This is a genomic window from Streptomyces sp. NBC_01508 (assembly GCF_045040315.1).
In the GTDB taxonomy this organism is placed as follows: domain Bacteria; phylum Actinomycetota; class Actinomycetes; order Streptomycetales; family Streptomycetaceae; genus Streptomyces.
In genome coordinates, this window is record NZ_CP109419.1 from 1274675 (window position 1) to 1294100 (window position 19426).

The window sequence follows — 19426 nt, forward strand, 5'->3', positions numbered from 1 at the left end:
GGCGGATGACTCTCGCTGGTCAGCCCAGGTGGCGGCGGTCATGGCCAGGCCGTCGGGGTGCGCTTTCGAAGCCCCTGACCGAGGGTCGAACGCCCCCTTGTCGACTCCTTGTTGACCAAGGCATTGTGAATTTTTTCACCTGAACTACTGGCCCGGCGTGCCGATCCGTGTTGAGATGCGAGAGAACTCAACAGCACAATGGCGCGCTCGGGGAGGGCAATGTGGCGGATACCGCCATGTCTGGTTCCGGATTCACTACCGGTGACGACCCACTCCAGACTGCGGTATGGCGGTTGCGCTCGCGCGGCTGTTGGACCGACGCAGCCGCACTGCTCGCACCCCATCCGGGAGCCGCACCGTCCCTCCAACGAGCGTCACTGCTGGTGGAGCGCTGCCTGTTCACGGGTAAGGGGTGGCCCGAGGCCGAGGACGCGCTCCGGGTCGCGGAGGCCACCGCACGCGAGGACGACGAACGGGGTGGCGCCGCCTGCGAGCGCGGCCATCTCGCGTACGCGGCCACCGTCCTCGGGGTGCGCGACCGCGCCGACGAGGCGCGGGCCGCGCTCGGCAGGGCAGCCGCGCTGCTCACGCCGACGGCGCCCGGCCGGCCGCTGCTCGACTTCCGCCGGGGACTGATCGCCGAACACCTCTCGGACTCCCCGCAGTCGGCCCTCGCCGCCTACCGGCGCGCCCACGCGGGCGCCACCGCGCACGGACAGCCGCTGCTGCTCTCCTTCACCTGGCGCCATCTGGCCGGACTCGCCCTGCGCGAGGGCGAGTTGGCGGATGCGCGGCACGGCTTCGGGGAGTCGCTGCGGATCCGTGAGGAGCTGGGCTATCTGGTCGGTACGGCCCCCGCGCTCGCCGCGCTGGCCGACGCCGAACCGGAGCCGGAGGCGACCCGGCTGCGCGCGGAGGCGGGACGCCTGTTCCGGCTGCTGGACGGCGTACCGACGTGGCTGGCGGCGCAGTTGGCGCCGAGCACGGCCGCCTGAGCCTCCGGAGCCCGCCCGGTCGCGGGCGGACGGCGCTACTGCGGGCGGACGGCGCTACTTCGCGGACACGCCCCCGGTGAGCGACCCGGACGTCGCGGGGTCGGCGTCGCCCGCCGGCGCCGGCTTGCCCGCCTGTGGCCCCGCCTTCCGCAGCAGCCTCTCCAGCGGGTGCTCCACCCACCGGTACGCCAGCCTGGCGACGGCCAGACTGATCACCATCGCCAGCAGCCAGAAGCCCGCGGTGGTGGCCAGGGACTCCGTACGGCCGTAACGGGCGAGCAGCGCGCGGATGACGATCTCGTGCACCAGGTACCAGGCGAACGACCAGTGCCCCAGCCGTACCGCCCACGCCCCGCCGAGCCCCGTCCGGCTGCCCCGCAGATCCGCCTGCGCAGCCCCGCACACCAGCAGGGCGAAGATCGGCGCGGAGAGCAACTGGGAGGCGCTGTACGGGCTGTACCAGAGGCTGTCGGGGACGGCCTCGCGCCACGGGACGAGCGCCAGATGCCAGAGCGCGACGAGGGCGATGGCCGTCGGCAGCCCGACCGGTGAACGCCAGCCGCGTTTGATGGCGAGCCCGGCGGCCACCCCGATCACGAACTGGAGCATGCGCGTCGGCGGGAAGTAGTCGAGCAGCCACACGCGGGTGGCGCCCGTCTCGATCAGCGCACTGGCGAACCACACGCCCACGAGCGCGACGGTCATCGTCACCACGACCCACAGGCGGCCCCGGCCGGACTTCATCAGCGGCAGCAGCATCAGCGGCGGGAAGACCAGATAGAACCAGGCCTCGTCGCTGAGCGACCAGGCCGCCGGGTTCGCGCCCTTCTGGATGAGCGGGTCGGGCACCCACGCGTGCACCATGAGCAGCGTCGCGAGCACGGCCTTCGTGGACACCTCCTTACCGATGGCGATCCACACGGCGACGGAGGCCGCCGACGTCACCAGCAGCAGGGGCCAGATGCGGGCGAAGCGCCGCCACAGGAAGACCTTGGCGGGCACCCGCCGGCCGTCGTACGTCCAGGCCAGTACGAAGCCGGACAGGACGAAGAAGAAGGTGACGCCGCTGCGCCCGTACCAGGTGGCCTCGCTGATCCCGGGGATCTCCCCGACCTGCCGTGACAGGTGGTAGAGCACCACGATCAACGCGGCCCAGAACCGCAGCCCCGTCAGGGACGGCAGCCGGTCCCGTCCTGACAGACCTGCCCGGTCCGTGGTGGGGACCGGCTGACGAGTACTGCTGGCGCGCATGAGTCCCGTGGTGTGGGTGGCCGGAAGATGGAGAGTGAGTGACGCTACCCGTACACACGCGCGGTGCCAAAGCCGGGGAGGTGGCCCCGCGCACGGCGGGCGGCGGTCAGCCCGCGCCGCCCGTGAAGTGCTCCCGTACGAGCGAGCGTACGACCGGCAGATCCCCGGCGATCAGCGCGTCCAGCAGGGCGGCGTGCTCGGCGGCGTCGGCGACGAGCACGGCCCTGATCGTCCTCGGCGTACCGGCGAGCGGCCACCGCGCACGGCTGTACAGGTCGTCGGCGACCATGACCAGCTGCCGGTTGCCGGAGAGGCCGAGGAGGGCGGCGTGGAAGGCGCGGTCGCGGTCCGCGTAGCCGGCGACATCGCCGCACGCCGCGGCGTCGGCGGTCGCCTCGGCCAGCGGGCGCAGTTCCGCCCAGCGCTCGGCGGCGACGGTACGGGCCAGCCCCAGCAGCACCGGGACCTCGATGAGCGCCCGCACCTCGGCCAGTTCGGCGAGGTCACGGGCGGTGCGCTCGGCGATCCGGAAGCCGCGGTTGGGCACGACCTCCACGGCGCCTTCGAGTACGAGCCGCTGCATGGCCTCGCGCACGGGGGTGGCCGACACTCCGAAGCGCTCGCCGAGCGCGGGACCGGAGTAGACCTCGCCGGGGACCAGCTCGCCGCTGACGAGAGCGGTACGGAGCGCGTCGAGGATCTGGCCGCGCACGGAGTGACGCCGCACCGTACGGCGTACGCCCGGCTCGGCGGAGGTCGCGGACGTGGTGGTGTCGGACGGGCGTGCGCCGGCGGAGGCGGACCGCCGCCGGTCGCCGGACACGGCGGTGGGCGCGTCGTGCGTGTGCTCGCCGCGCGCCTGCTCCGGAACCCGCGGGGGGCCGCCGGCCTGCGTCCGGCCGGGCGACGGCGCCGGCTGCGGGCCGCGGGCCGCCCGCGCCCGGGGCTCGGCGGGCGCGGTCGCGTCGTCGTGCGCGCCGCCCTGCTCCATCGTCCGTTCTCCTCCGGCCATCAGGTTGGTCCCGTCCGACGAGGAGGTGTGCGGCTCCTCGCCGCCTCCCCGTCCGGCTCGCGCGAATCGGACCCCCGGAGCACCATAGGCGGACAGGGTGACAGTTCACACATCATTCGTGTCGGGTAAGGTAAGCCTCACCTTCAATCGATCGCGATTCGGTGGTCCCCAGGAATGTCTGCGCACGCTCTGCTGCCCGGCCGGTTCACCTCCCCGGTCGCCGATGCCTATCGGCGGCTGACCGAGGTCTTCCCCTCGCTGGGCATCGACGAGCTGACGGACGGTGAGCGTCCGGCGGCGGACGACGGCTGGGTCGGCGCGCGGGACCTCGCGGCGGGCGGCCCCGCCGTCGACACGTTTCTCGCCTGGGACGCCGCGCAGGTGCTGCGCGACTACGGACAGCGGGCCCGCCCGGATGTCGTCGCGACCTTCGGACTGCACCGCTACGCCTGGCCCGCCTGTCTGCTGATCACCGTGCCGTGGTTCGTGAGCCGCCGGGTCCCGCGCGTCCCCGTGGAGAACGTCTCCTTCCAGCGGGCGCGGGGTCGCATGGCCGTCCGTGTCGCGGAGTTCGCCTGTCTGCCCGGCGACCCGGCCGCCGCGCTGCCGGGCGCCCGGGTCGTACCGGACGAGGAGGCGCTGCGCGCGGAGGTGCGGTCGGCGGTGGCCGAACATCTCGGCCCGGTGCTCGCCGGGTTCGGGCCGCGCATGCGGCGCCGCAACCACGCGCTGTGGGGGATGGCGACGGACGAGATCGTCGAAGGACTCTGGTACGTCGCGCATCTGCTGGGCGAGGAGCGGCGCGCGATGGCGGAGCTGGAACTGCTGCTGCCGGGCACGACGAAGCCGTACGTCGGTACGGCGGGCTTCCGTGAACTGCGCGGCCCCGGCGGCGAATCGCTGCCCACCAGGGACCGCGCGAGCTGCTGTCTCTTCTACACGCTGCGGCCCGAGGACACCTGCGTGACGTGCCCGCGCACGTGTGACGCCGACCGGGTCCGCCGGCTGACCGCGAACAGCAACTGACGCTCCTGCGGCCTTCGTCGGACCATGCCACTCGTCCAGGTGGCATGAGGGTGGGCCGAAATCGAACGCAACTCGCTCTCTCCATGCGCCCGTTCGAGCAGATCACACCTATTCGCGTGGCCCTGCGCCTCGTTGGCGTTCTCTTGTCCCGAAACCCGCTGAGCGGGGTCGCGGTTCGGCCAATATGGCGCCCGAAACGCCCCACTGCGATGCAAGGGACACCGCATGCGACTGACCGACATACCGCTCAACTGGCTGCTTCCGGGCGGCGTGATGCTCGTCGGGGTCCTGGCGGCGGTGGCAATGATCGCGCGAGGCAAGCGCGCCGGCGTCAAGACCGCGGCCGAGGACTCCTGGGAACGCAGCGAGGAGCGCCGCAGACGCAAGGAAGCGGTCTACGGCACCGCCTCCTACGTGCTGCTGTTCTGCTGCGCCGCGGTGGCCGCCGCGCTCTCCTTCCACGGGCTCGTCGGCTTCGGCCGGCAGAATCTCAACCTCTCGGGCGGCTGGGAGTATCTCGTCCCGTTCGGCCTCGACGGGGCCGCGATGTTCTGCTCCGTACTGGCCGTGCGCGAGGCCAGCCACGGTGACGCGGCGCTCGGCTCGCGGCTGCTGGTGTGGACGTTCGCGGGTGCCGCCGCCTGGTTCAACTGGGTGCACGCGCCGCGCGGTCTGGAACACGCGGGAGCGCCGCAGTTCTTCGCCGGCATGTCGCTGTCGGCCGCCGTGCTCTTCGACCGGGCGCTGAAGCAGACCCGCCGTGCCGCGCTGCGCGAACAGGGCCTGGTGCCACGTCCGTTGCCGCAGATCCGGATCGTACGGTGGCTGCGGGCGCCCCGTGAGACGTTCGGCGCCTGGTCGCTGATGCTGCTCGAAGGCGTACGCACCCTGGACGAGGCGGTCGACGAGGTACGCGACGACCGCAGGCAGAAGGAGCAGAACCGGCACCAGCGGCGTGAGCGGGAGAAGCTGGGCCGGGCGAGGATCAAGGCGCTCAACCGGCAGCACCGGGCCTGGGGGCGCGGTCGCGGCCGCCATGTCGAGGTGACGGGGACGGCGGCCGTACCGGCCGTCAGCGGCGCGACGAACTCACCGCCCGCGGTGGGGCCGGCCGCGCCGGAGCCTGTCATACCCGAACTCCGCGAACCGGACCAGTTGCCCGTACGATCCCGGCCCTCCCTTCAGGCAGTGAAGGGTTCCGAGGGCCGCACCGTTGACCTGACTGCCGAGGACGACACGCAGGCGCTGCCGCGGCTCGACTCCCTGGAGCGCAAGCTCAAGGACCTTGAGCGGCAGTTCGGCTGAGTGTCGTCCTGTCGGTCCTGAGTGGAGCCGACGCCGCGGGCACACAGACGATCGGCGTGACGGGAGACCGTCGCGCCGATCCGTCGTCCCATGCCGTCCTGGTCGTGCGCTGCCGTCGCCGTCGTGCACCGCCGTCCCGGGCCTGGTCTGGTCCGGCCTGGTCGGGCCGTCTCGGTCCTGGTCGGGCCGCTCAGGCCGTCGCGCCGTTCAGCTCGAACCAGACCATCTTGCCCAGCCCCTGGGACCGCACTCCCCAGGCGTCGGCAAGTCCTTCCACCAGGACCAGCCCCCGCCCGTGCGTCCCGTCGTCCTCGGTCGGCGCGTTCGGCGTGGGCGGGGCGTCCACGAAGTCCCGTACTTCCACCCGTAGTCGGGAATCGGCGACGGTGGCCTTGACCACCGCTCCGTGCTCGGTGTGCACCAGCGCGTTGGTGACCAGCTCGCTCGTGAGCAGCTCCGCCACCTCCGCCGATTCGCGCTCCCGCCAATGGCTCAGCAGCTCGCGCAGGGCGTGCCTCACCTCGGGCACCGCCGTGAGATCGGCGCTCTCCACTCTGCGGAGCAACTGCTTGCGCAGCAGCCGTGTCTGCTCCCCCGTGCCGTTCATGTCCCCCATCTCCCCCATGCCCCCGTTGCCTGTGCGAGCTTCGTCTCTTGAACGCTCTCCTCCAGATGCATTCCCCACTCGCCACCGGCCACTCATGGCGACGCGGGACGGTGTGACAGTGAGTGCCTGGTGCTTCTGGTGGGAAGTGAGGGGTTGCGAGATCGGCCGGACACCTGGAGTCTGCCGTTCCGAAAGGCTGAGCCGTAGACCTGAGGAGCCTTGATGCACGACGACCGCACCTTGGTGGAGGGCCGCCTGGAGCGCGCCCTTCGCCAGTTCATCCGCCCCGCGCAGTACGCGGCCCGGACGCCGCTCGCCCTCTCGGTCTGGGAGGTGCCGGGCGAGCCGGTGCCCGTGGAGCAGGCTCTCCAGGGCACGTACGCGCCGTTCGAGACCGGGACGGCGTGGGGTCCACCCTGGTCCACCAGCTGGTTCCGGCTGACGGGCTCCGTGCCGGACGAGTACGCCGGGCTCCGTGTGGAGGTGGTGATCGACCCGGGCTTCACCGGCGAGGGACCCGGCTTCCAGGCGGAGGGGATGGTCTACGACGCGGCCGGCGTGCCCATCAAGGGCGTACACCCGCGTAACCGGCACATCCCGGTCGGCGCGCCCGCCGAGGGCGGTGAGGCGGTCCATCTGCTCCTCGAAGCGGCGGCGAACCCGTCGATGCCCGGCGACTTCATGCCGTCGGCCCTCGGGGACGTGCGGACCGCCGGTGACAGCCCGCTGTACACGTTCGCCGCCGCCGACATCGCCGTGCTGGACGAGAACGTGTGGCATCTGGTGCTCGACATCGAGGTGCTGTCCGAGCTGATGGCGGAGCTGCCCGCCGACCGGTCGCGGCGGCACGAGATCCTGCGCGCCCTGGAGAACATGCTGGACGCGCTCGATCTGCACGATGTGGCGGGTACGGCGGTGGCGGCCCGCGCCGAGCTGGCACAAGTCCTGGCGAGTCCGGCCGCGCCCAGCGCCCACCGTGTGTCGGCGGCCGGGCACGCGCACATCGACTCGGCGTGGCTGTGGCCGCTGCGCGAGACCGTGCGGAAGGCGTCGCGGACGTTCGCCAATGTCACCGCGCTCGCCGGGGAGTACCCAGAGCTGGTCTTCGCCTGTTCGCAGGCGCAGCAGTACGCGTGGGTCAAGGAGCACCAGCCGCACATCTGGGAGCGGATCAAGAAGGCCGTGGCGGACGGCAATTGGTCGCCGGTGGGCTCGATGTGGGTGGAGTCGGACGCCAACATGCCGGGCGGCGAGGCGCTGGCGCGGCAGCTCGTGCACGGGATGCGGTTCTTCCGGGAGGAGCTGGGGGTCGAGACGCAGGAGATCTGGCTGCCGGACTCCTTCGGCTACACGGCCGCGTTCCCCCAACTGGCCAAGCTGGCGGGCGTGAAGTGGTTCCTCACGCAGAAGCTGTCGTGGAACCAGACCAACAAGATGCCGCACCACACCTTCTGGTGGGAGGGCATCGACGGCACGCGTGTCTTCACGCACTTCCCGCCGGTCGACACCTACAACGCGCAGTTCCACGCGTCCGAACTGGCCCACGCCGAACGGAACTTCGCCGACAAGGGCCGGGCGTCGCGCTCACTGGTCCCGTTCGGCTGGGGCGACGGCGGCGGCGGTCCCACCCGCGAGATGCTGGAGAAGGCGCGCCGGCTGAAGTCCCTGGAGGGCTCGCCGCGCGTCGAGATCGAGAAGCCCGCCGCGTTCTTCGCCGCCGCCGAGGAGGAGTACGGACAGAAGGCGCCGGTCTGGTCGGGCGAGCTGTATCTGGAGCTGCACCGGGCGACGTACACGACGCAGGCGAAGACCAAGCAGGGCAACCGGCGCAGTGAACACCTGTTGCGGGAGGCCGAGTTGTGGGCGACGGTCGCCGCGCTGCGCACCGAGTCGTACGCGTATCCGTACGACGCGCTGGACCGGCTGTGGAAGACGGTGCTGCTGCACCAGTTCCACGACATCCTGCCGGGCTCGTCCATCGCGTGGGTGCACCGGGAGGCACGGGACACCTACGCGGCGGTGCGACAGGAGCTGACGGAGATCACGGCGGCGGCGGTCGCGGCGCTCGGCGGCGGCGGTACGGCGGTGCTCAACTCCTCGCCGTACGAGCGGACCGAGATCGTCGAGGCCGACACCGCGGCCGTCACCAAGGGCGCGGCGACGCAGGCGCTGAACAGCCAGGGGCGGTCGGCGGCCCTGGTACGGGTGCCCGCGCTGGGCGCGACGGGACTGGCCGCCGCCGAACCGGCGGGCGGGACCCCGGACGTCACGACACGCGCCGCCGGCTCGGACATCACCCTCGACAACGGGCTGCTGCGGGTCACCGTCGACCGTGACGGGCTGCTCACCTCCGTACGCGATCTGACGGCCGACCGTGAGGTCCTGGCGCCCGGCAGCCGGGGCAATCTGCTCCAGCTGCACCCGGATCACCCCAACCAGTGGGACGCCTGGGACATCGACCGGCACTACCGGCACCGGCACACCGACCTCACGACGGCGGAGTCGGTGCAACTGGTCGAGCAGGGGCCGCTGCGGGCGACGGTGCGGGTGGTCCGTACGTTCGGCTCGTCGTGGATCGTGCAGGAGATCCGGCTCGCGGCCGGCAGCGGGCGGGTGGACATCGTCACCGAGGTCGACTGGCAGGAGTCCGAGAAGGTCCTCAAGGCGGCGTTCCCGCTGGACGTACACGCCGAACGGTCCACCGCCGAGATCCAGTTCGGGCATGTGCACCGGGCCACGCACGCCAACACCAGTTGGGACGCCGCCCGGTTCGAGATCTGCGCGCACCGCTGGCTGCGGGTCGCCGAGCCCGGCTACGGGGTGGCGGTGGTCAACGACTCGACGTACGGCCACGATGTGACGCGCACCGCGCACGAGGAGGGGCTGGGGACGACCGTACGGCTGACGCTGCTGCGGGCGCCGCACAGCCCGGACCCGGAGACGGATCTGGGCACGCACACGTTCCGCTACGCCCTGGTGCCCGGCGCCGAGGTGACGGACGCGGTCCGGGAGGGCCTGGCGCTCAATCTGCCGCTGCGGGTCGCGGTGGCGCCCCCGACGGCGCCGCTGGTCTCCGTCGACCATCCGGCGGTCACGGTGGAGTCGGTGAAGCTCGCCGAGGACCGCAGCGGTGATGTGGTGGTACGGCTCTACGAGTCGGCGGGCGACCGGGCCTCGGCGATGCTGCGGACCGGCTTCCCCGTCGTACAGGCCCATGTCACCGACCTGTTGGAGCGCCCGCTGCACGAGGCGGGGACGGGGGCGGGCGGTCTGCGGATCGCGCTGCGGCCGTTCCAGATCCTCACGCTGCGGTTCACGCCCGCGTAGCGCCGTCGGCCGGCGGGGTCAGGGTCGCGGCAGATTGCGCAGGTTGGAGCGCGCCATCTGCACCATGCGGCCCACCCCGCCGTCCAGCACGACCTTCCCGGCGGAGAGCGCGAAGCCCTGGACCATGTCGGCGCTGATCTTCGGCGGCATGGACAGGGCGTTCGGGTCGGTGACCACGTCGACCAGGGCCGGCCCCTTGTGCTTGAAGGCGTCCTTGAGCGCGCCCGGGAGCTGCTTGGGCTTCTCCACCCGGACGCCGAACGCCCCGGCGGCACGGGCGACGGCGGCGAAGTCGGGGTTGTGGTTGGTGGTGCCGTACGACGGCAGACCGGCCACCATCATCTCCAGCTCGACCATGCCGAGTGAGGAGTTGTTGAACAGGACGATCTTCACCGGCAGTTGGTACTGGACGAGGGTGAGGAAGTCGCCCATCAGCATGGTGAACCCGCCGTCGCCCGACATCGAGACGACCTGGCGCCCCCGGTCGATGAACTGGGCGCCGATGGCCTGCGGCAGCGCGTTGGCCATCGAGCCGTGGCTGAACGAACCGATCACGCGGCGGCGGCCGTTGGGCGACAGATAGCGGGCGGCCCAAACATTGCACATCCCCGTGTCAACAGTGAAGATCGCGTCGTCGTCGGCCACTTCGTCCAGCACGGACGCGACGTACTCGGGGTGGATCGGGACGTGCTTGTCGACCTTGCGGGTGTATGCCTTGACGACGCCTTCGAGCGCGGCGGCGTGCTTCTTGAGCATCTTGTCCAGGAACCGGCGGTCGTTCTTGATCCGCACCCGGGGCGTCAGACAGCGCAGCGTCTCGCGTACGTCGCCCCAGACCGCGAGGTCCAACTGGGAGCGCCGGCCGAGGCGTTCGGGCCGGACGTCGACCTGGACGATCTTGACGTCGGTGCCGTCGGGCAGGAAGGCGTTGTACGGGAAGTCGGTGCCGAGCAGGATGAGCAGATCGCACTCGTGGGTGGCCTCGTAGGCGGCGCCGTAACCGAGCAGTCCGCTCATGCCGACATCGAACTTGTTGTCGTACTGGATCCACTCCTTACCGCGCAGGGCGTGGCCGATCGGGGACTTGATCCGCTCGGCGAACTCCATGACCTCGGCGTGTGCCCCGGCGGTGCCGCTGCCGCAGAAGAGCGTGACGCGGTCCGCCTCGTCGATCATGTCGACCAGTCTGTCGATCTCCAGATCGCCGGGCCGCACCGTCGGCCGGGAGGTGACCAGGGCGTGCTCGATCGCCTTCGTCGGGGCGGGCAGGGAGGCGATGTCGCCGGGCAGGGTGACCACGCTGACACCGCCCCGGCCGATCGCGTGCTGGATGGCCGTCTGGACCAGCCGGGGCATCTGTTCGGGGTTGGAGATCATCTCGTTGTAGTGGCTGCACTCCTCGAACAACCGCTCGGGGTGCGTCTCCTGGAAGTAGCCGAGGCCGATCTCGCCGGTGGGGATGTGCGAGGCGAGCGCGAGGACCGGGGCCATCGAGCGGTGCGCGTCGTACAGGCCGTTGATGAGATGCAGATTGCCGGGCCCGCAGGAGCCGGCGCAGGCGGCAAGCCTGCCGGTGAGCTGGGCCTCGGCGCCCGCCGCGAAGGCCGCCGCCTCCTCGTGCCTGACCTGGACCCAGTCGATGGCCGCGTTGCGCCGGATGGCGTCCACGACGGGGTTGAGGCTGTCGCCGACAACTCCGTACAACCGGCGCACGCCCGCGCGGGCGAGGATGTCGACGAACTGCTCCGCCACGTTCTGCCTGGCCATGGAAGCGCGCCCTTCTGCTGCCGGGATTCTGCCGCCGGGGAGGCGGGCCGAGCGGTCTCGGCCCGTGGGTCCCCTCCGGCACCCGCTGTCCATCAACCCACGCCCCGTGCGGTTACGCCTCCCAGACCGCCACGGCCGTACGGTCGTCGGCATACCCCTTCACCCGCAGCCGGACGTCCGACAGATACCCGGCGAGCCCCGGCGGCCCGGCGGACGCCCAGCGTGCGGCCAGCTCGTCGCCCAGGGCAGGTTCGCCGCGCAGCGGCTCGGCGAGCCCGACGCTGGTCAGCAGGAGCGTGTCGCCCGGACGGGCGACCGAGGCGCGGAAGCGGAACGGCTCCGGCGGGGGCGGCACGGGGGCCTCCACGAGCGGCCCGGGAGGCTTGGTGATCTCCAGGTCCATCGTGAGACGGTCGCCCTCGGGGGTCCGTTCGGCGGGGGCGGGCGCGGAGCCGAAGCCGACGACCGGTGCGCCCCTGACGGCGGAGGGCTCGGGGACCAGCGGCTCCAGATCCTGCCAGGCGCCGTCCCTGAGCCGGAACAGCCCGCCGCCGCCGACGCCGAAGAAGACGCGGGTCCGGCAGTCGGGGTCGGCGGACAGCAGCAGGCAGCGCAGGCTCGCGGTGTAGTCCTCCGGTTCACGGCCCAACTCGGCGGCGCGGGCGCGCAGCTTGCCGTACGTACGGTCGGTGAGCCGGTGCAGACCGGACTTCAGATCGCCCCGGCGGCCGGCTCTTATGTCCTCGGCGAGCCTGCTGTAGCTGCGGCCCACGGCGCCGCCGATCCACCGGCAGGCGTCGGCGGCGGACAGGTGCGCGCCCTCGGTGGCGCGCGCCCCGGTGGCCACGGCGACCAGGACGAGGGCGCTCGGGCCGGTCCCGAAGCGGGCGGTGAGCAGGGCGTCCCTGCGGGGCTCGCCCCGATAGCGCGCCGAATCGCCGCGCATGGAGACGGCACGCAGGGTGTACGTGCCGTACTGGGCGCCGTCGAGCACGGTGTCGGCGACGAGCCGGTCGAGCCCTTCGGCATCGGTGGCGGGCAGCGCGATGGGCTCGGCGTCGTAGGTGGGCGGGCTGTCGCCGACGTAGCCGAGGGGGGTGGCGGGAGCGGGCGGAGGTGGGGGTGGAGGCGGCTCCGGCGGGGCCTCGGGAGCGGCGGCACGCGGGTCCGGGGGCGGCGGTGCGGGGGCGGTGACCAGCGGTGGCGCCGGATCGACGGCGCCGGGGTCGAACGCGGCGGGCGGCGGCTCCCACGGCGCCCGTGGCCGGGGCGTGAGGGGGGCCGGCGCGGCGGGGCTCGGCGCGGGGGGCGATACCTGCGGGGGCGGGGGCGTCGGTGCGGCGGGGTAGCCGCCGCGCGCCTCCCACCAGGCCGGTGGACGCGAGACGGGCGGCCCGTCGTCGCCGACGTCGTCCTCGGCGTCCGCGTCATCGTCCTCGTCGTCGTCGGCCACACCGATCGCGTCGACCGCGTGCCCGTACCGCAGCCGCGACGTCGCGTCCGGCGCGTCCGGCGCGTCCGGCATGTGTGGCATGTGTGGCGTGTGTGGCGCGCTGCCGGTGGCCGCTGCGCCGAGCGTGTCCGTCGCCGAGTCGAAACGGTCGTCGATCGTGTCGTCCGGCGTCTCGGCCGGGCCGGTGTCGGGTGCGGACTCGTCGTACAGCCGGCCCCACCAGTCGTCGGTGGTGGCGGGCCGGTCCCCCTGCTGGCTCATGCTCCTATTGTCGACCGCACGAGGCGTCAGAAAACGGGACACCGGGAAAAATAAGAGACGGGCCGGATCACCGCACGGCCGGATGTTCCCGAGTCCGCCGGGCGGCCCCACCCCCCACGGGAAGGACGCCCGGCGGACGTTCGGCAGGTCGGAGCGCACCAGGTGCGCCGACCAGGATTCGGGGCCGGAGACCGGCCGTAAAGTCGACCGTACGCCGATTCGAATCGTAATGACTCGTCGGGGTTCGACAGGAACGTCCGGCTAGTCAGTTTATCGGGCGTACGAAGACGGACACGCACCGGCCCGAGCCGGCCCGATCCGACGTGACCAGGGCATATCCCTGAGGCCTGTTGATCCGGCAATGTCGCCACATTGGCAGAGTGACGTGTGGTGCGGGGATGATGTGCGCGGCGGGTTTACGCCGTGGCCGGTATCCGCCACACCCCGCCGGGTTTGAACGTCCGTCCGGGGAGGGGTACAGGGGTGCTGGGAGCAATAGGTCTCGACGAGAGACAGGAGTCGGCGTATCGGGCACTGGTGGCGCTCGGCGCCGCCGAGGCCGCCGACCTGGCGCATCGGCTCGCGCTGCCCGAGCAGGACACCGAGCGCGCGCTGCGCAGACTGGAGCAGCAGGGGCTCGCCGCGCAGTCGTCGGCCAGGACGGGGCGCTGGGTGGCCGCGCCGCCCGCCGTCGCCCTGGGCGCGCTGCTCACCCAGCAGCGCCACGAGCTGGAGCGGGCCGAGCTGGCCGCCGTGCTGCTCGCGGAGGAGTACCGCGCGGAGTCGGCGGGTCCCGCCGTGCACGATCTGGTCGAGGTGGTGACGGGCGCGAGCGCGGTGGCACACCGTTTCCACCAGCTCCAGCTGGGGGCGACCGAGGAGATCCGCGCGCTGGTCACCGGCCGGCCGGTGGTGGTGACGGGGATCGACAACGAGTCCGAGGAGCGGGTGGTGACGCGCGGCGTCCGCTACCGCGTGGTGATCGAACGCGAGGTGCTGTCGCTGCCCGACGGGATCACCGAGCTGGCGGCCGCTCTCGGCCGTGACGAGCACGTACGGGTCGTGGACCGGGTGCCGACCAAGCTGATGATCGCCGACGGCGCCCTGGCGATGGTGCCGTTGACGGCGGGCGACGCGGAGCCCGCGGCCCTGGTCGTCCACGCCAGTGGGCTGCTGGAGTCGCTGTCGGAGCTGTTCGAGGCGGTCTGGCGCGACGCGCTGCCGCTGCGGCTGGTGCCGGGCGGGCGCGGCGCGGGGATGACGGTGGCCCAGGACACGGCCGAGGGGCCGGGCGAGACCGATCTGGAGGTGCTGTCGCTGCTGCTCGCGGGGATGACGGACGCGAGCGTCGCCAAACAGCTGGATCTGGGGCTGCGGACCGTGCAGCGCCGGGTGAAGGGCCTGATGGAGCTGGCGGGTGTGACGACGCGGCTCCAGCTGGGCTGGCACGCGTACGAGAAGGGCTGGGTGGCGCGCGAGCCGCGGGAGTGAGCGGACGGGGCGAGCCGCCCGCGTGCCGCTCGGACCGGGATCCGGCACTCTTGGCAGATGGACGTGTGGCAGCTGGTGCTGGTGGGTCTGGTCATGCTGCTGGGCGTCATCGGCGTGCTGATTCCCGGGGTGCCGGGACCCGCCATCGTCTGGGCCGCCGTGGTCTGGTGGGCGCTGAGCACCACCTCGGCCACCGCCTGGGCGGTACTGATCGCGGCCACGGCCCTGCTGCTGCTCAACCAGGCCCTCAGACCCCTGCTGCCGTCCCGGCGCACCCGCGAGACCGGCACCCGGCGGCGCACACTGCTGGCCGGCGGGCTGGCCGGGATCGTGGGCTTCTTCGTGGTGCCGGTACTGGGTGCGGTGCCGGCCTTCGTCGGGGGCATCTACGCGGTCGAGCGCGCCCGCCTGGGCAGCCACCGTGACGGCTGGGCCTCGACACGTGCGGTGATGCGGTCGGCGGGCTATCCGGTCCTGGTGGAACTGTTCTGTTGCCTGCTCGTGGCGGGCGCCTGGCTCGGCGTGATGATCTGGGGCTAGGGTCTTTCGTTTGGATCTTCGGGGATCGGCCCGGGGCGTCCGGTGCGGTGCGTCGCAAGGCGGAGGATCGGCCTCGTACTGGACGTACTCGGATGCCTTCGAAAACGCCGACAACGAAGCGATGTGCCGCACCAGGCGACCCGGACCCCCGAAGATCCGCCGCACAGGACCTAGTTCGTCGGCCGGCTGCCTGCGTAACGCGTCGTACATGGACAGCGCTTCGGACTGCCGCCCGGCCCGGTACAGGGCCCGCAGTTGGACGGCGCGCAGTCGCTCCCGCAGCGGGTGGCGGACCGCCAGCTCGCCCAACTCCCCGATCATCGTGCTGTGTTGGCCTAGTTCGAGGCGGGTCTCGGTGAGCGTTTCCAGGGCAGTGAGGCGCTGCCCGTCACGGCGTTAGGCCGCGGCGCGCAGGAACTCCAGGTCACCCAGGTCCGCGAAGGCTTCCCCCGTCCACAGCTCCAGAGCTTCGGTCAGCAGATCCGCCCGGGTGCGCGGGTCCTCGGTGCCGTACGCGGTGGTGGTCAGGTCGGTGAACCGGTGGGAGTCCACATCCCCGGGGCCCGTACGCAGCAGATATCCCGGGGGCCTCGACTCCACCAGCGTCTCGGCCCCGGGTTCGGCCCGTGCCAGGGCGCGGCGTAGCCGCGAGACCTTCGTCTGCAGGGCACCGGCAGGATTTCCCGGCAGACGCTCGCCCCACAGATCGTCCACGAGCCGGTCGGCCAAGACCGGCTGTCCCGCGTGGACGAGCAGAACGCCCAGCAAGGCGCGCACCTTCGCCTCAGGGACGTCGACCGGGTGGCCGGCAGTTGTCCAGGCGGTCAGCGGGCCGAGCACCGAGAAGTACATGGCCGCACGGTATCCGGCCGGCCGGCAGCCGCCGTCCGGGAACCGACAGCGCACCGACAGAGTCCCGCCAGCGCCGGTCGGCACAGTGAGGGCACACCGAACGAACCGTCCGGTGCGGTCAGCCGAAGAGACAACGGGCGAGGAGACACCTCATGTCGGAGAACGAGAACCACGAGCAGTCCACGGTGTCGGTGATCGGCCTGGGACAGATGGGGACCCGGCTCGCCGGCTCGCCCAGGCATTCCTCACCGCCGGCTACGCCACGACCGTTTGGAACCGCTCCGCCGCGAAGGCCGACGCACTCGTCGCCCAGGGCGCCGTCCGTGCGGCGACCGTCGAAGAGGCGGTCGCGGCCGGCTCACTGGTAGTCGGCGCCATGCTGGCCATCCCCGAGACCGTCGCCACCTCGGAGGGCTTCTTCCTCTACAGCGGTGCCCAGCGTGCCTTCACCACGTACCGGCGCGAGCTGGAAGTGATGGCGCCGGCCCACTACTTCGGCACCGACCCCGGCTCCGCGGAGATCCACGACCTGGCTCTGCTGGGCACGGGGTACGCGGCCCTCACCGGGTTTCTGCACGCCGCGGCGGTGCTCGACCCGGTCGGTACCAGCCCCGAGGTGTTCGCCCCGCTGGCGGCCCATGGCTTACGGGATAGTCGGGTTCCTGCCCGAACTGGCGCGCGAGGCGGGAGAAGCGGCGTATGCGGGCGGAGTCTCCACGGTCGACCTCAACCGGACCGGGGTCGACAGCCTCATCGAGCTCAGCAGAGCCGGCGGCATAGCCACCGACGTCCATGAGCCGCTGAAGGCCCTGCTCGACAGGCGGTCGGCCGACGGCCACGGGCAGGACAGCATCTCCAGCGTGTTCGAGCTGCTGAGAGCACGAGGCACCGCGGCACCGCAGCACCGCAGCACCGCAGCACCGCAGCACCGCAGCACCGCAGCACCGCAGCGCCGCAGCGCCGGAAGGCTGCCCGCAGCGGTGCCTCCAGCCTCGACTACACATCGGATCTCTCCCACCATATTGACGCGATCCAGCCCCGCGTCTACCTTCCGTCCAGGAATAGCTCGGATGAATCGGCATAGTCAGAGCCGTCAAACCTGCCGGGAGGCGCCATGGCAACGACCCCGTCCCGAAGAGACGTTCTCGCCGGCGGTACCGCGATCGGCGGCGCGTTCGTCGCCGGGGGCGTGGCCGCCGTCCCCGCGCGGGCGGCGGGGGCCTCCCGTACGCCGTCGCCACCCGCACCCGCGGCACCCGCCCTCGCCGCCGTCGAACCGCACGCGGCGGAGGACAGCTGGCGCGGTGTCCTGGACGACGCCGATCCACTCTGGCGGAGGATGCCCGCGACGTGGTTCGAGGGACCGTTCCTCGGTAACGGCTTCCTCGGCTCCGGCATCTACGCCGAGCCGGGCGAGAACGCGGTGCGCTTCAATGTCCAGCACTCCGAAGTGCAGGACCACCGACCGGAGTTCGGTTCGCTGTTCGGTCTCGCGCGGCTGCCCATCGGGCACTTCACCCTGGAGCCCGTCGGCACGATCACGGGTGTCGACTGGCGACTGCGGCTCCGTGACGCCGAGTTGACCGGCACGCTCACCACCGACAAGGGCACGCTGCGGCTGCGCGCGTTCGTCCACACGGCGACGTCCGTCCTCGCGGTCGAGATCACGCCGAGCGGCGGCGAGCGCGACTTCCGCTGGGTCTTCCACCCGGCCGAGTCGATCAGTCCGCGCGCCGCGCACAAGCCGGCCCCCGAGGGGTACGCGGCCAATCCACCGGCCGTGATCGAGCAGCACGGCGACGGGCTCGGCCAACTGACGGCCGCCGTCCAGCCGTTGCTCGCGGGCGGCCAGCATGTCACCGCGTGGCGCGAGCGCGAGCGGAACGGCGGCCGCACGCTGTATGTGTCGGTGGCGCACTCCCACCCGCGCACCACGGCACGCGACCGGGCGCTGCGTACGGTGCGGGCCGCCGCGCTCGCGCCGTACGACCTCCTCGTCCTGCCGCACCGCGTGCGGTGGCAGCGCTTCTACCGCAAGAGCTTCCTCTCACTGCCCGACGCGCGGTTGCAGAGCTTCTACTGGATCCAGCTCTACAAGGTCGCCTCCGCCGCCCGCGGGGACGCGCCCGTGATGGCGACCTGCGGGCCGTGGCTGGAGAGCACGCCCTGGCCGGCCACCTGGTGGAATCTCAACGTGCAGTTGGAATACTGGCTGATCCACGGTTCCAACCATCTCGAACTCGACGCCGTCACCCGCGCGTTGGGCGAGTTCCGGGACCAGCTCACGGCGGAGGTCCCGACGCCGTACCGGACCGACTCGGCCGCCGTCCCCCGTACCACCGACGCGCGGCTGGTCAACGGCGGCCCCACCCCGCCCGACCAGGGATTCGGCGTCGGTGTGCCCGGCCAGGACCCACCGACACCCGAGGTCGGCAATCTCACCTGGGCGCTGCACAACGTGTGGCTCAGCTACCGCCACACGATGGACGAGTCGATCCTGCGCGACGTCCTGTTCCCGCTGCTGCGCAAGGCCGTCAACTACTACCTGCACTTCCTCGACCCCGGGCCGGACGGCAAGCTGCATCTGCCCGCGACGTCGTCGCCGGAGTACGGCGTCAACTCCCCGGACTGCAACTACGACTTGATGCTGCTGCGCTGGGGCTGCCGCACGCTGCTCGAATCCGCCGAACTGCTGGGCGTCAAGGACCCGTTGGCGCCGCGCTGGCGGGAGGTGGTGGCCAAGCTGGTGGCGTATCCGACCGACGACAACGGCTTCATGATCGGCGCGCGGGTGCCGTTCGCCAAGTCGCACCGGCACTACTCGCATCTGCTCGCGGTCTATCCGCTGTACGAGGTCACCGGGCGCACCCCCGAGGAACGCGCGCTGATCGAGACGTCCCTCGCGCACTGGATCAGCTTCGAGGGCGCGCTCCAGGGCTACACGTTCACCGGGGCCGCCTCGATGTCGGCGCTGCTGGGAAAGGGGGAGGACGCGCTCGGGCATCTGGGCGAGCTGATGAGCCGTTTCATCCAGCCCAACACGATGTACAAGGAGTCGGGTCCGGTCATCGAGACCCCGCTGTCGGCCGCCCAGTCGCTGCACGACATGGTCTGCCAGTCGTGGGGCGGTGTGGTGCGGGTCTTCCCCGCGGTGCCCGCCGAGTGGCGCGAGCTGGTGGTGCACGACTTCCGTACGCAGGGCGCCTTCCTGCTCAGCGCGGTCCGCGAGGAGGGCCGTACCCGCTGGGTGAGGATCGCCAGCGAGGCGGGCGCGCCGTGCGTCGTACGGCACGGCATCGAGGGGCCGGTCGACGTGCGTGACCGGCGGGGCCGGCCGCTGGCGTACGAGGAGTCGGCCGACGGGACCGTACGGATCGACCTGCGCGAGGGGGACGCGGCGCTGATCACCGCGGCCGGTGACCGGCCGGACCTGCGTATCCGGCCGGTCGAACCGAACGCTCCGGCGGCTCGGTGGGGGCTGCCCTCCTGAGAGCCCGAGCCGCCGGACAGGACGGGGCCGATCGGCGAATCGGCGAATC

Annotated in this window: 12 protein-coding genes and 2 pseudogenes; 8 read left to right on the top strand and 6 right to left on the bottom strand. The window is 72.0% G+C overall.

From position 1 onward, the window contains the following. Positions 1-236 precede the first annotated feature (236 nt). Positions 237-995, top strand: a complete 759-nt coding sequence (locus tag OG700_RS05750; protein ID WP_405609840.1) for a hypothetical protein — start codon at positions 237-239, stop codon at positions 993-995. Between the two features lie 54 nt (positions 996-1049). Here the strand turns inward: OG700_RS05750 and OG700_RS05755 are convergent, their stop codons facing one another. Both OG700_RS05755 and OG700_RS05760 read right to left on the bottom strand, forming a co-directional pair. Continuing rightward, complete coding sequence (locus OG700_RS05755; protein WP_405609843.1) at positions 1050-2246, bottom strand: acyltransferase family protein; 1197 nt, start codon at positions 2244-2246, stop codon at positions 1050-1052. A 106-nt stretch (positions 2247-2352) separates the two neighbouring features. Next, complete coding sequence (locus tag OG700_RS05760) at positions 2353-3237, bottom strand: GntR family transcriptional regulator (RefSeq protein ID WP_405609846.1); 885 nt, start codon at positions 3235-3237, stop codon at positions 2353-2355. A gap of 195 nt (positions 3238-3432) precedes the next feature. On the opposite strand from OG700_RS05760, the gene OG700_RS05765 reads away from it, so the two are divergent. Together OG700_RS05765 and OG700_RS05770 are read left to right on the top strand one after the other, a co-directional pair. Continuing rightward, positions 3433-4284 (top strand): (2Fe-2S)-binding protein, encoded by an 852-nt coding sequence (locus OG700_RS05765; protein ID WP_405609849.1) that lies wholly within the window; start codon positions 3433-3435, stop codon positions 4282-4284. Between the two features lie 225 nt (positions 4285-4509). Then, the gene (locus tag OG700_RS05770; RefSeq protein ID WP_405609852.1) at positions 4510-5589 is read left to right on the top strand and encodes a DUF2637 domain-containing protein; all 1080 of its coding nucleotides are present in this window, start codon (positions 4510-4512) and stop codon (positions 5587-5589) included. A 190-nt stretch (positions 5590-5779) separates the two neighbouring features. Here the strand turns inward: OG700_RS05770 and OG700_RS05775 are convergent, their stop codons facing one another. Next, complete coding sequence (locus OG700_RS05775; RefSeq protein WP_405609855.1) at positions 5780-6196, bottom strand: ATP-binding protein; 417 nt, start codon at positions 6194-6196, stop codon at positions 5780-5782. A gap of 222 nt (positions 6197-6418) precedes the next feature. On the opposite strand from OG700_RS05775, the gene OG700_RS05780 reads away from it, so the two are divergent. Then, on the top strand, positions 6419-9523 hold the full coding sequence (locus OG700_RS05780; RefSeq protein ID WP_405609858.1) for an alpha-mannosidase: 3105 nt from the start codon (positions 6419-6421) through the stop codon (positions 9521-9523). A gap of 18 nt (positions 9524-9541) precedes the next feature. Here the strand turns inward: OG700_RS05780 and OG700_RS05785 are convergent, their stop codons facing one another. Next, positions 9542-11290: a pyruvate dehydrogenase gene (locus tag OG700_RS05785; RefSeq protein WP_405609861.1), complete on the bottom strand. Its 1749-nt coding sequence runs from the start codon at positions 11288-11290 to the stop codon at positions 9542-9544. Between the two features lie 112 nt (positions 11291-11402). After that, positions 11403-13004, bottom strand: coding sequence for a protein phosphatase 2C domain-containing protein (locus OG700_RS05790; protein ID WP_405609864.1), 1602 nt, complete (start codon positions 13002-13004; stop codon positions 11403-11405). 483 nt (positions 13005-13487) lie between these two features. Between OG700_RS05790 and OG700_RS05795 the strand changes: the two genes are divergently transcribed. Both OG700_RS05795 and OG700_RS05800 read left to right on the top strand, forming a co-directional pair. Next, positions 13488-14495 carry a helix-turn-helix domain-containing protein gene (locus OG700_RS05795; RefSeq protein WP_405609867.1) on the top strand — a complete coding sequence of 336 codons (1008 nt, stop codon included), beginning with the start codon at positions 13488-13490 and terminating at the stop codon, positions 14493-14495. Between the two features lie 57 nt (positions 14496-14552). Beyond that, positions 14553-15035 (top strand): DUF456 domain-containing protein, encoded by a 483-nt coding sequence (locus OG700_RS05800; RefSeq protein ID WP_405609870.1) that lies wholly within the window; start codon positions 14553-14555, stop codon positions 15033-15035. A 180-nt stretch (positions 15036-15215) separates the two neighbouring features. On the opposite strand, the pseudogene OG700_RS05805 reads toward OG700_RS05800, so the two are convergent. Then, positions 15216-15887: pseudogene (locus tag OG700_RS05805) on the bottom strand (BTAD domain-containing putative transcriptional regulator); the annotation flags it as partial. On the opposite strand from OG700_RS05805, the pseudogene OG700_RS05810 reads away from it, so the two are divergent. Both OG700_RS05810 and OG700_RS05815 read left to right on the top strand, forming a co-directional pair. Next, a pseudogene (locus OG700_RS05810) lies at positions 15886-16705 on the top strand (NAD(P)-binding domain-containing protein); the annotation flags it as partial. The pseudogenes OG700_RS05805 and OG700_RS05810 overlap by 2 nt on opposite strands. A gap of 296 nt (positions 16706-17001) precedes the next feature. Beyond that, positions 17002-19377, top strand: coding sequence for a glycosyl hydrolase family 95 catalytic domain-containing protein (locus tag OG700_RS05815; protein ID WP_405609873.1), 2376 nt, complete (start codon positions 17002-17004; stop codon positions 19375-19377). Positions 19378-19426: the final 49 nt, after the last annotated feature.